This is a genomic window from Aurantimonas manganoxydans SI85-9A1 (genome assembly GCF_000153465.1).
In the GTDB taxonomy this organism is placed as follows: Bacteria; Pseudomonadota; Alphaproteobacteria; order Rhizobiales; family Rhizobiaceae; genus Aurantimonas; species Aurantimonas manganoxydans.
On record NZ_CH672387.1, the window covers coordinates 3,446,028 to 3,458,158 of the forward strand.

At 67.6% G+C, this 12,131-nt stretch carries 11 protein-coding genes; 5 read left to right on the forward strand and 6 right to left on the reverse strand.

The genetic code is table 11. The features are described from left to right. The first annotated feature begins 119 nt into the window (after positions 1 to 119). Positions 120 to 593, forward strand: coding sequence for an Lrp/AsnC family transcriptional regulator (locus SI859A1_RS16255; protein WP_009210791.1), 474 nt, complete (start codon positions 120 to 122; stop codon positions 591 to 593). 36 nt (positions 594 to 629) lie between these two features. Here the strand turns inward: SI859A1_RS16255 and cysG are convergent, their stop codons facing one another. Then, a complete protein-coding gene (gene cysG / locus SI859A1_RS16260; protein WP_009210792.1) occupies positions 630 to 2,072 on the reverse strand; it encodes a siroheme synthase CysG in 1,443 nt (480 codons plus the stop codon). Between the two features lie 489 nt (positions 2,073 to 2,561). Between cysG and fdxA the strand changes: the two genes are divergently transcribed. Then, positions 2,562 to 2,900, forward strand: coding sequence for a ferredoxin FdxA (fdxA, locus tag SI859A1_RS16265; protein ID WP_009210793.1), 339 nt, complete (start codon positions 2,562 to 2,564; stop codon positions 2,898 to 2,900). Positions 2,901 to 2,934: 34 nt separating this feature from the next. On the opposite strand, the gene SI859A1_RS16270 is transcribed toward fdxA, so the two are convergent. After that, on the reverse strand, positions 2,935 to 3,339 hold the full coding sequence (locus SI859A1_RS16270) for an Hsp15 family ribosome-associated heat shock protein (RefSeq protein WP_040325925.1): 405 nt from the start codon (positions 3,337 to 3,339) through the stop codon (positions 2,935 to 2,937). A gap of 16 nt (positions 3,340 to 3,355) precedes the next feature. After that, entirely contained in the window at positions 3,356 to 6,625 is a 3,270-nt protein-coding gene (locus SI859A1_RS16275) for a helicase-related protein (RefSeq protein ID WP_009210795.1), read from the reverse strand. A 359-nt stretch (positions 6,626 to 6,984) separates the two neighbouring features. Here SI859A1_RS16275 and SI859A1_RS16280 point away from each other — a divergent pair, with 359 nt between their 5' ends. Beyond that, positions 6,985 to 7,869 carry a DMT family transporter gene (locus SI859A1_RS16280; RefSeq protein ID WP_009210796.1) on the forward strand — a complete coding sequence of 295 codons (885 nt, stop codon included), beginning with the start codon at positions 6,985 to 6,987 and terminating at the stop codon, positions 7,867 to 7,869. 10 nt (positions 7,870 to 7,879) lie between these two features. On the opposite strand, the gene SI859A1_RS16285 is transcribed toward SI859A1_RS16280, so the two are convergent. Next, on the reverse strand, positions 7,880 to 8,854 hold the full coding sequence (locus SI859A1_RS16285; protein WP_148233875.1) for a lytic transglycosylase domain-containing protein: 975 nt from the start codon (positions 8,852 to 8,854) through the stop codon (positions 7,880 to 7,882). Positions 8,855 to 8,902: 48 nt separating this feature from the next. Then, entirely contained in the window at positions 8,903 to 10,177 is a 1,275-nt protein-coding gene (gene ispG, locus SI859A1_RS16290; protein WP_009210798.1) for a flavodoxin-dependent (E)-4-hydroxy-3-methylbut-2-enyl-diphosphate synthase, read from the reverse strand. 199 nt (positions 10,178 to 10,376) lie between these two features. Here ispG and SI859A1_RS16295 point away from each other — a divergent pair, with 199 nt between their 5' ends. Further along, positions 10,377 to 10,550: a DUF3309 family protein gene (locus SI859A1_RS16295; RefSeq protein WP_081451486.1), complete on the forward strand. Its 174-nt coding sequence runs from the start codon at positions 10,377 to 10,379 to the stop codon at positions 10,548 to 10,550. A 91-nt stretch (positions 10,551 to 10,641) separates the two neighbouring features. After that, positions 10,642 to 10,800, forward strand: a complete 159-nt coding sequence (locus SI859A1_RS21070) for a DUF3309 family protein (RefSeq protein ID WP_035694650.1) — start codon at positions 10,642 to 10,644, stop codon at positions 10,798 to 10,800. A 38-nt stretch (positions 10,801 to 10,838) separates the two neighbouring features. Here the strand turns inward: SI859A1_RS21070 and SI859A1_RS16305 are convergent, their stop codons facing one another. After that, on the reverse strand, positions 10,839 to 12,095 hold the full coding sequence (locus tag SI859A1_RS16305; RefSeq protein WP_148233876.1) for an MFS transporter: 1,257 nt from the start codon (positions 12,093 to 12,095) through the stop codon (positions 10,839 to 10,841). Between the last annotated feature and the right edge of the window lie 36 nt (positions 12,096 to 12,131).

The following is a 12,131-nucleotide window of genomic DNA, read 5'->3' on the forward strand; positions in this document are numbered from 1 at the left end:
CTGTGGGCACCTGGATTGAAACGCGGTTCCGACGCAATGTCCCCGCGTTTCCGTCTGCCGGAACCGCGAGGATCGATGTTTTCTTGCGCTTTGCTGCCATTTTGCGCAAACTTCTGCGGATGGAGACGATCGACCGCTTCGATCTGCAGATCATGCGCACCCTGCAAAGGGAGGGCCGGCTGTCGAACGCGGCGCTGGCCGAGCGGGTCGGTCTGTCGGCTTCGGCCTGCTCACGGCGGCTCGACCGGCTGGAGGCGAGCGGTGCGATCCGCGGCTACCATGCAAAACTGTCCAACCGGACGCTCGGCCACACCATCACGGTAATCGTCAATATCGGCCTGTCCGGTCAGACCGAGCGGCAACTCGCCGAGTTCGAGGCCGCGGCAAAGGGATGCCCGAACGTCCTGGTCTGCTTCCTGATGTCGGGGGAATACGACTATCTCCTGCGGGTCGCGGCCCGCGATCTCGAAGACTACGAGCGCATCCACAAGACCTATCTGTCGTCGTTTCCGCATGTGGTGCGGATCAATTCGTCCTTTGCCCTGCGCGAAGTGCTGGACCGAACCACGGTGGGCATCGATCCCAACCTGTGACAGCGCGCCGTGCCGGCCGAAGAGTCCGACGCCGGCTCAGCCGACTGCCGTCCGTCCGGCATCGACCATGAACGGATCGGCCGAGGCGGCACGGGCATGTTCGGTGAACACCCGGCCGACACCGATCAGGATCGGGCGGTCGACGCCGATCCTGGCGACGATGGCGCCGAGGTCGGCGAGCGTGCCGGCGGCGCGGGTTTCGTCGTCGCGCGACAGATTGGCGGCGACGGCGACCGGGGTCGTGGCCGGCAGGCCGTGATGGATCAGCCGCTCGGCGATCTTCGCCGCCATCCGGCCGCCCATGTAGAAGACGGTGGTGGCGTGATCGTCGGCCAGCGCATGCCAGTCGAGGTCCTCCGGCAGGCCGCCCTTCTTGGAATGGCCGGTGACGAAACGCAGCTGCTGGGCCCGGTCGCGATGGGTCAGCGACACGCCGAAGCTCGCCGCCAGCGCCGAAGCGGCGGTGATGCCCGGCACGATGGCGACCGGAATGTTCTCGCGCGCCAGCTCGTCCAGTTCCTCGCCGGCCCGGCCGAACACTGACACGTCGCCGGATTTCAGCCGCACCACGTGCTTGCCCGCCTTGGCGAAGCTGACCATCATGGCGTTGATGTCTTCCTGGCGGCAGCTGTCGCGGGCGGCGCGCTTGCCGACCAGCATGCGCCGTGCCTCGCGGCGGGCGAGCTCGAGGATCTCGTCGGAGACGAGGTCGTCGAACAGGATCACATCGGCCGCCTGCAGGGCGCGCACCGCCTTCAGGGTCAGCAGCTCGGCTTCGCCGGGGCCCGCCCCGACCAGGGTGACGCGGCCGCCGGCCTCGGGCGAGCGCGCCAGATCGTCGATGAAGCCGCCGGCCGCCGCCTCGGCCGCGGCGTCGGGCAGTTTGGTGGTGAAGGCGCTGTCGGTGAAGCGCTCCCAGAAGGCACGGCGCAACGGGCCCGGCGAGAGCCGCTCCATCACCGCGCCGCGGACCCTGGCGGCCAGGGCCGCCCACTGGCTGAGCGCCGGCGGCAGCAGGGTCTCGATGCGGCGGCGGATCGCCTGGCCGAGGATCGGTGCGGCGCCGTCGGTGGAAATACCGATGACCACCGGCGAGCGATTGACGATCGTGCCGAAGCGGAAGTCGCAATAGGACGGCTTGTCGACGACGTTGACCGGCACGCCGGCCGCCCGCGCGGCGCAGGCGAAGGCCTGGCCCTCGGCGAGGCTCTCGGTATCGCCGACGGCGATCGCCGCTCCGGCGAAGACATCGGTCGCCCAGGGCCGGTCGTGATGAACGATCACGCCGGATTCCGGCGGCACAGCGAGAAGCTCGGCCATCTCCCCGTCGATCCCGTCCGCCGGGACATAGAGATCGACATGGGCGCCCGCCGAGGCCAGAAGCTCGGCCTTCCATGCCGCACCCGGTCCGCCGCCGGCCATGACCACGCGCTTGCCCGCCAGGTCGAAGAACACCGGCAGGCTCGCCAGCGGACCCATGCGCTGCGAGCGCAGGCGCGCGCCATTGGCATCGGCCTCTTCGAGGCTGTCGTCGCTCACCAGAATCGGGCGCTCGGCCATGGATCCGTCCTCGGTCGTCCTACTCGTCACTCTCTTGTGACATAGCGTCCGGGGCGGTCACAGGGCGAGGCGTAATTTTGCGCGCCGATGCGCGCACCGGGATCGTCCTTCGCGCCGGGCCGGCTTGCGGAGCATGGTCGTTCCGGCACGCGAGGAATCCCACGAACAGTTGCTGCAGAGCCGCGCGTGCTCCCGCAACGTCGTTTGATCCCAGCTCACCGGCGACCCTGCCGCCTTGATGGAAAACCATTCCCGGATCGCCGCCGTGACACGACATGCTTTGCTCTTGTCTGTCTTCAAGAGAGGGGTTACGTCGCCACGATAGGCGAGACACGGCGGCAATCGCCGTTGCTGCTCGCGAGAATGACAGGGCCCTTCGTACGGGCCCGAACAGGCCAAGGATCAGACATGACCTATCTGGTGACCGACAATTGCATTCGCTGCAAGTACATGGATTGCGTCGAGGTCTGTCCGGTCGACTGCTTCTACGAAGGCGACAACATGCTCGTCATCCATCCGGATGAGTGCATCGATTGCGGCGTCTGCGAGCCGGAATGCCCCGCCGAGGCGATCAAGCCGGACACCGAGCCCAATCTCGACAAATGGCTGAAGATCAACACCGAATATGCCGAGAAATGGCCGAACATCACGATCAAGCGTGATGCGCCTGCGGATGCGGAAAAGTTCGACGGCGAAGACGGCAAGTTCGAGAAATACTTCTCGGCCGAGCCCGGCCAGGGCGACTGAGCTCTTTCAACTCTGTCAGGACGGACGTGGCCGGTCAGGCGCCGTCCCAGCGCAGACGCTCATGGGCGCGGCGCTCCTTCTTGGTCGGCGGCCGCGCCGAGGGTTGATAGCCCGGTGCGGCCTTGCCCTTGGCCGCTTCTTTCTGTTCCGCGATGGCTTCCCGCGTCGGTGACAGATCCTCGTAGAGGGTCGCCGCCTCGCTGGCCGGCCCGCGCCGTTCGCCCGGATCGACGATCTTCAGGACGAGGATCTCGTCGCGCCGGGCGATGGTCAGCGTGTCGCCCGGGCGCACGGCCCGCGCGGCGTTGTCGGTCTTGTCGCCGTTGATGCGAACGCCGCCGGCCTGGACCAGCTTCTGGGCAAGGCTTCGCGACTTCACGACCCGCGCGAAGAACAGCCATTTGTCGATGCGCTGCCCCGCGGGTGCTGCCGGAGCCATCGGCTCCGCATGGCGCTTACTTGCCAAGCTTGTCCTTCAGCGCAGCGAGTTTGGCGAAGGGCGAATCGGGATCGATGCGCTGCGGCCGGGCCGGCTGCACGGGCGGCTTGCCCCCCTGCGGCTTGTCGAAGCGACGGCCGCGCTCGGGGCGATCGCCCCGGCCCTTGCCGTCGCCCTTGTCGGCGCGGTCGCCACCATCGCGACCCTTGCCACGCGGGGCACCCTTGCCGAAGCGCGGCGCACGCTCGTCGCCATCGCCGGCACCCTGCGAGCCACGGCCGCGACCACGCTGGCCATGACGGGCGCCGCCACGGCCGGCGCCGCGCTGCGGACGCCAGAGCTGCACGAGCTTGGGTGCCTCGGGTTCGGCGGCCTCGCCGCCCTCGCCGGTGGCTGCATCGGCTGCCGCGGCTTCGGTCGTTTCCGCCGCCGGTGCATCGGCGCTGGACGTCTCGGCGGCTTCAGCCGGCGTTGCAGCGGCTTCGCCGTCGGTGGCTTCGCCAAGGGCGGCCGCAGCGGCCTTCCCGGCTTCGGCCAGACCACCGGTTTCGGTGGCTTCGACCGGTGCGATCGGCGTGTCGGATGCCTCGGCAGCCCCGCCAACGTCTGCGGTTTCGGTTACTGTCTCGCCAGCGGGCGTCTCCGCGGCAGCGGTATCGACGGCGTCCGTGCCGGTGCTGGCCTCGTCCGCGGTTTCCGCCGCGGGCTGTGGTGCATCCGAGGTCGCAGCCGCTTCCGCGGCCTTCCTGGCCGCTTCGGCACGCGATGCCTCTTCGGCCGCGCGGCTCGCTTCGTCCAACCGGGCGAGTTCAGCCTCGACCTTGGTCTGCTCGACCGGCTCGCCACGATAGCCGAGGCCCTTGAGAACCTCTTCCATGTCTTCCGAGGTCGCGCCGAGAATCGACATCATCCCGGGCGTGACGAGGAACTGCGAGCCGTCATAGGCGCCTTCCGGCCGCTTGCCGGTGCCCGGCTTCCAGCCGAGCGCGGGGCGGATCAGGTCGGCAAGGCGCTCGAGAATGTCGACGCGCACGGCCCGGCGACCGAGCAGCCGGTAGCCGGCCAGTCCCCAGAACACCGGATCGAAGGAAGCATCGGCCACTGCCGAGGTGCGGCCGGTCGCCAGAAGATGGGTGACCTCGCCATAGCCCGGCTTGTCGCGACCGTCATTGTGGATGGCCCAGAGCAGCGTCAAAAGGGCCGCCGGCGCGGGCTTGATCAGCGCCGGAACGAAGATGTGGTAGGCGCCGAAGCGCACACCGCAGCGACGCAGGGCCGCGCGCGATTCCTGGTCGAGCGACCGCACGTCCTCGGAAATCTCGCGACGCTGAATCAGGCCGTAATTCTCGTAGAGCCGGTAGGCGAGCCCCTTGGCGACGCCCTCCAGACCTTCGGAAGCCTGCAGATCGAGCAGCGGCTTGAGAACCGTGGTGATCTGGTAGGTGACCGAACGCTCGGCCCGCGCCGCGACCTTGTCGCGCGCCACGCCGGTCAGTTGCTCGTCGGCAAGCAGCACCGTCTTCGGCTTCAGCGGATCGTCGCCGGCCGACAGCACCGCCACCGGCGCACCGAGCCAGCGCACGAGCCCGTCCGAGCCCAGCGCGATATCGCCATTGGGTGAATTGGCGAAGCGTTCCGCCCGCTTCTCGAACTCGCCGGCCAACGCCTTCTGGGCGGCGGCACGCACCGCACGGCCATCCGGCCCTTCGGCCTTGCCGTCGGGCGTGAACCTGAACCCCTGCAGCTCGCCTACCGGGTGGCCCTCGACCACTACCGTGCCGTCGCCGCCGATCTCAGCTTCCATGAACGCGTTCTCTCTCAGCCGCCTCATCAAGACGCTTGTCCTGCGGTCTACGAAGCGTTTCGTCAACCTGTCGTGAAGAGCGTCGGAAAGACGGTCTTCGATCTCGCGAGTCTTTTCCTGCCAGTGTGTCGGATCGGCCAGCCAGTCCGGACGGTGTGAAATATAGGTCCAGGTGCGGATTTCCGCGATCCGCTGCGACAGCGTATCGATGTCGCCTTCGGTGCGATCGGCACGCCGGACCTGGCTGGCCATGTAGTCTTCGGCGACGTGGCCGTCCGACGCAAGGTCGGCATAGATGGTGGCGATGATCTCCGCGTGCTGGGCCGGCGCAATGCGCCGATAGTCCGGCAGCTTGCAGGCTTCCCACAGGAGTTCGACCGCTGCCGGGCTGGTGGCGCGATCCTTGACGGCCGGGTCGCGCGACAGGAATTCCAGCGCCCGCTGATCGACGGCCGGCAGCGCGCGGGCCAGTGCGTCGCTCGGCGGCGGCGCCTCAAGGCTCTCCTTCAGCGCGTCGATCGAGGCGAAGTCGAACGCGCGCGAGCGCCATTGCAGCACCTTCACCGGCGCGAAGGAGTGCGCTTCCAGCGCTTCGGCAAGCTCCGGGGCCAACGGATCGACCTTGCCGGTAACACCGAACGTGCCGTCGCGCAGATGCCGTCCGGCGCGGCCGGCGATCTGCCCGAATTCGGAAGGCGTCAGCTGGCGATACTGGAAACCATCGAATTTCCAGTCCTGGGCGAAGGCGACGTGATCGACATCGAGGTTGAGGCCCATGCCGATGGCATCGGTGGCGATCAGGAAGTCCACGTCGCCGGACTGGTAGAGTTCCACCTGGGCGTTGCGAGTGCGCGGTGACAGCGCGCCGAGAACCACGGCCGCCCCGCCCCGCTGGCGGCGGATCAGCTCGGCGATCGCATAGACCTCGTCGGCCGAGAAGGCGACGATGGCGGTGCGCCGCGGCAGGCGGGTGATCTTCCTGGAGCCGGCATAGACGAGGTTCGACAGACGCGGCCGCGTCGTCGCATGGGAGCCGCTCAGCAGCCGCTGCAGCACACCCTGCATGGTCGACGAGCCGAGCAGCAGCGTCTCCTCGCGGCCGCGGGCATGCAGGATGCGGTCGGTGAAGACGTGACCGCGCTCCAGATCGCTGGCGAGCTGAACCTCGTCGATGGCGACGAAGGCGGTGTTCGGGGTGCGCGGCATCGCCTCGACGGTGCAGACCGAATAGCGCGCATTGGGCGGCTTGATCTTTTCCTCGCCGGTGATCAGCGCGACGGCGCCCACCCCGACCCGGTCGCAGACCTTCTGGTAGACCTCCCGCGCCAAAAGGCGCAGCGGCAGGCCGATGGTCCCCGAAGAATGGGCGACCATGCGCTCAATGGCGAGATACGTCTTGCCGGTATTGGTCGGACCGAGAACAGCGGTGACATTGGATCCGTCGAAACGGATGCTTTCTCGGGCGGGGCGATGGTCGGTCATGCGTCCCGCTCATGTGGGAAGATATATCGGTTGGAAAAGGTTCTGGCCCGATTCGCAAAGTCTGAGCGTCACTTAGCGGACCGGTTCCGCCGGTCGGCAAAAAAATCGTACCGCCGCAAAGTTTTTTCGGAACCCTTTCCGTTGACCTGCATTCTTCAGGCACCCCCAAGCGATCATCCCCCTCGATCGCAAAGAAGCAGACGGAAAAAGGCAGCTCCCCCTCGCTGCCTTTTTTCGCGTCTGGGGTCCGCGTCTTCCCTGCCCTGCCGAACGCGCAGAGATCCGCGAGAATTCGTTTGCATTGCGCGCGTGCCTTGGCCTAGCGACAAGTTCCCGCACCCCAGACGAAGCGTGCTCCCATGCAGGCCGGCATTCTCCTCGCCTTCGCGTCCTATTTTGCCTTTGCCTGCGGCGATGCCTCGCTCAAGGCGATCGGCGACCGGCTGCCGATCTTCGAGATCGGCTTCTTCGTCTCGATCTTCGCTTTGCTTCCAGCGCTCTTCACCAAGCGCCCCGAGGACAATTGGGGCAATGTCTTCGTGCCCAATCGCCCCGGTCTCGTGGCCCTGCGCATGGCCAGCGGCACGCTCGGCGGCATTCTGGGCGTCATCGCCTTCACCAGCCTGCCGCTCGCCGAAGCCTATGCGCTGATCTTCCTCCTGCCGATCTTCGTCACGGTGTTCTCCTTCGTCGTCCTGAAGGAGCCGATCGGCTGGCGCCGCTGGCTGGCCGTCATCGGCGGCCTCATCGGCGTGCTCCTCGTGGTGCGCCCCGGCTTCCGCGAGATCCTGCCGGGTCATTTCGCGGCCATCGGCGTCGCCATATGCGGCGCGATTACCGTCATCGTCCTGCGCGTTCTCGGCCCTTCGGAGCGGCGGATCACGCTGATCGGCGCCGTGCTGGTGGCCGCCATCGTGGTCAACGGCGTCCTGATGGTCCCGGACTTCGAGATCCCGGCCAACGATCTGTGGCCGATCATGATCCTTGCCGGGCTCTGCGCCGGCATGGGCCATCTGCTGATCGTCTTCGCTACCCGGCTCGCCCCGGCGGCGCGGGTCGCGCCGACCCAATACAGCCAGATCGTCTGGGCGACGATCATCGGCGCCAGCTTCTTCTCCGAGTTCCCCGACCTGATCGCGATCATCGGCATGGTGCTGGTGGCGGCCTCAGGCCTCTTCACCTTCGTGCGCGAGACCGAGCGCACCCGGTGGCCGAGCCGCGTGCCGCTGATCCGCAACCGATAGAACTTGGCCATCAGTTCTTCAGGACGACGCAGGACCCGCCGGCCCCGCGCAACCGTCCACACAGCGCGTCGGCTTCGCTGCGGGTATCGGCGCCGATACGCACCGCGTAGATGCGCTGGCGGGCGCCATTGCGGCCCCGGATGACCAGCGGGTCCCGGCCCTTCAGGATGGCGCCGAAGCGCGACTGCACCCGCTGGAACATCTTCATGGCGACGGCCTGCCGGGCGTGGCCCGCGACCTGCACGCCCCAGGGCCGCATCGGCGCGCTCTCGACCCCGTCGAAGGCGGCAAAGACCGCGCGGGTCTTCATGATCGGCAGCCGGGCACAGCTCTCGTCGAAATCACGGTCCGCATCGAGCGGTCGCGGCTCGAGCTCGCGCCCGTCCTCGCGAAACCAGTCCGCCGGCCGGAAAGTGATGGCATTGACGTAGTCCTCGGTCTCGTAGGGCAGCGATCCGCCGCTGACGAGCCAGCGCTTCACCCGGTTGATGCCGCCATTGTAGGCGGCGGCCGCAAGGCCCCAATTGCCGAGCTCGGCGCGCAGATCGGCCAGATAGAGGGCCGAATGCCGCAGTGCCTGACGAGCATCATAGGGGTCGTCAAGGCCGCGCTCCTCCGCCGTATAGGGCATGAACTGGGCGATGCCGCGTGCCCCCACCGGCGAGACCGCGCCGGCGTCGAAGCGGCTTTCCTTCCAGATCAGCCGCGCGAAGAAGTCCGGCGACATGCCGACCGCGTCGGCGTTGCGGGCGATCATGCCGCAGATGGCCGTGGCGGACAGCGGCTGGTCCGCGCTGGCCTCCGCCTCGTCCGCGCGTTCGGAAAGACGGGGCGGGCTTGGGGGGAAGGCCAGTGCCGGCAGGACGATCGCGCCCTTGTCGGCGACCTGCGCGCCTGCCGCCGCCGGCGCGAAGACGGCAAGCGCCAACCCGCAGGCAGCGCCAACACCGAGGGCGCGCCGCAGAACCGGCTTGGAGGCTGTCATCGCGCATGTCGCCATGGTCGGCAGGAATGCACAGGAAAGCCGAAAAGGCTACTCGGACGCCTGACCCGAACCGAAGCGGCGCTCGATATAGTCGGCAACCATCACCTGGAAGTCGGCGGCGATGTCGGGGCCGCGCAGGGTCACGCTTTTCTTGCCGTCGACGAAGACCGGCGCGGCCGGCGTTTCGCCGGTCCCGGGCAGCGAGATGCCGATATCGGCATGCTTGGATTCGCCCGGTCCGTTGACGATACAGCCCATCACCGCGACGTTCAGCGCCTCGACGCCCGGATATTTCTCGCGCCAGATCGGCATGTTGATGCGGATGTCAGACTGGATCTTCTGGGCCAGTTCCTGGAACACCGTGGAGGTCGTGCGTCCGCAACCCGGACAGGCGGCGACGACCGGCAGGAACTGGCGAAAGCCCATGGTCTGCAGGAGTTCCTGCGCGACCTGCACCTCGCGGGTCCGATCGCCGTTCGGCTCCGGCGTCAGCGACACGCGGATCGTGTCACCGATGCCTTCCTGCAGGAGAATGCCCATCGCCGCCGAGGACGCGACGATTCCCTTCGAGCCCATGCCCGCCTCGGTCAGGCCAAGATGCAGCGCATGGTTGGTGCGCCGCGACAGGTCGCGATAGACGGCGATCAAATCCTGCACCTGGCTGACCTTGGCCGACAGGATGATGCGGTCGCGGCCAAGCCCGATCTCCTCAGCCAGCTCCGCCGACAGCAGCGCAGACTGCACGATCGCCTCGCGCGTCACGGCCCGTGCCGAGCGCGGCTGCGGCAGCTCGTTGTTGGCATCCATCAGTCGGGTCAGCAGCTCCTGGTCCAGCGAGCCCCAGTTGACGCCGATGCGCACCGGCTTGCCGTAGCGGATCGCGGTCTCGACGATGGCGCCGAACTGCCGGTCCTTCTTGTCCTTGAAGCCGACATTGCCGGGATTGATGCGATATTTCGCCAGGGCTTCGGCACAGGCCGGGTGATCGGCGAGCAGTTTGTGGCCGATATAGTGGAAGTCGCCGACCAGCGGCACGTCGACGCCCAGCCGGTCGAGGCGCTCACGGACCTTCGGCACGGCCGCGGCGGATTCGTCGCGGTCAACGGTGATGCGGACGATCTCCGAGCCGGCCTTGGCGAGCGCCGCCACCTGCGCGACCGTCGCGTCGATGTCGGCCGTATCGGTGTTGGTCATCGACTGGACGACGACCGGCGCGCCCCCGCCGACCATGATGTTGCCGACACCCACGCCGACGGTGGATCGGCGCGGCGCCGGATCAGCATCGATCGTGGCGGCCGGGTCGATCGGCGAATGAACGGTCATGGCAAGGCCTCGGATGGAAGTTCGCTGCCGTCGCAGGTGGCGCCTTCGCGCCGGCTTGTCAATTCAGAGCGGGTCGCATGCGGTACCGATCACGGGAACGGAACGCGCTTCCGGGCGTGCGACACGGCCCGTGCCACCCTTGAAGCCTGGCGGCCTGCTGTCCTATGGCGATGCCATCTACCGCGCGAAGGAGTTTCCCATGCCCGTCGGATATGGCCCGATCATCGTCGTCATCGCGTTCCTGCTTCTGATCGCGGCGATGCCGACATGGCCCTATTCCCGACAGTGGGGATACCGGCCGACCATTGCCCTGGCGATCATCTTCATGATGGTGGCGGTCTTCGTGGCCATTGGCGGGCTTGGCCCCACCTGAGGCCGGATTCCTTCGACATCGACGCTGGGAACCGAAACCCGGTTCAAAGGTTTGTGATGGCAAGTTTCACGAACAATCAGGAACCAGTCCCATGAGTGTCGGCACGATCCTTCTCATCATCCTCATCCTGATCCTGGTCGGAGCGCTTCCGACCTGGGGCTATTCCGGCGGCTGGGGCTATGGCCCGTCGGGTATCGTCGGCGTGCTTCTGGTCATCCTGATCATCTTGCTGCTGCTCGGGAAGATCTAACCCACCGCCCCCGAAGCTGTCCGGCTTCGGGGACCTTTTCAGGACGGCGCCGGATCGGAGACAGCGACGGGCGCATCCACCGAGCGATCATCGGCGCCTGCCAACAGCGCCGACATCGCCAGAATCACGACCAGCAGCCCCGACATCCCGAAGAAGACCACCGGAAAGCCGAGATGCTCGGCGATGAACCCGATGATCGACGGCGCGATCAGAATGCCCGAATAGCCGAGCGTCGTTGCGATCGCGAGACCGACCCCCGGCCGCAGCCCGGCAATATTGCCCGCCGCCGAGAAGGTGACCGGCACGATGTTAGACAGGCCAACACCGAGCAGTGCGAAGCCGGCAATCGCCCAGCCGAGGCTCGGCGCCAGCCCGACGGCGCAAAGGCCCCCGATCCCCGCCACGAGTGACAGCCGCACGGTGCGCACCGCGCCCAGCCGGTCACGGATACTGTCGCCGGCAAAGCGGAACACCGCCATCGCCGCAGAGAACGCCGCGAAGGCAAAGCCCGAACTGGAAATCGTGGCGCCCAGATCCTGGCGCAGATAGATCGCGCTCCAGTCGATCGCCGCGCCTTCGGGCACCATGGCGAACAGCGCCAGAATGCCGATGGCCAGCCCCTTGAGCAGCGCCGGCCGGTTGCGCCTCGCCGCGGCCCGGATGGCGCCGAGGCCGCCGGTGCCCTCGCTCGTCCCCGTCATGATCTGCCCATCGTCAAAGATGCTGCGGCGAACCGGCAGGATCAGGACAAGCGTGATCGCCCCGATCGCCAGCGCATGGGCCGGCGCGCCGATCGCTTCGATCAGCGGCCCGCCCGATGCGGCACCGACGAAGCCGCCGACCGACCAGAAGCCGTGACAGGACGACATGATCGCCCGGCCGAGGCGGCGCTCGACGGCGACGGCATTGGCGTTGATCGCGACATCCATGCCGCCCATCATCGCCCCGAAGGCGAAGATGGCGACGGCGGCAAAGACCGGCGTCGGCGCCAGCACCAGAAGCGGCAGTGCCAGCGCGAGCAGTGCCTGGGTCACCAGAACCGGCCGCCGCGAACCGCGCGTCGCCAGAACGCCGCCGATGAGCGGCATGGCCGTGATCGCACCAAGGCCCAGCACCAGAATGAACAGGCCGAGGGTGGATTCGCCGATCCCGAGGCGCGCCGCGAGCACCGGCACCTGCGGCGTCCACGAGCCGAGAACCAGCCCGTTGACGAAGAAGGCCAGCGCCACGGCGATCCGCGTCGGCGGAAAGACGCCCGTCTGCGGCGCGGGCGACCGGGTCTGCACTACGGACATGGATGGCTCCAGCAACAGCGCCGCGGGCGGCGCAAC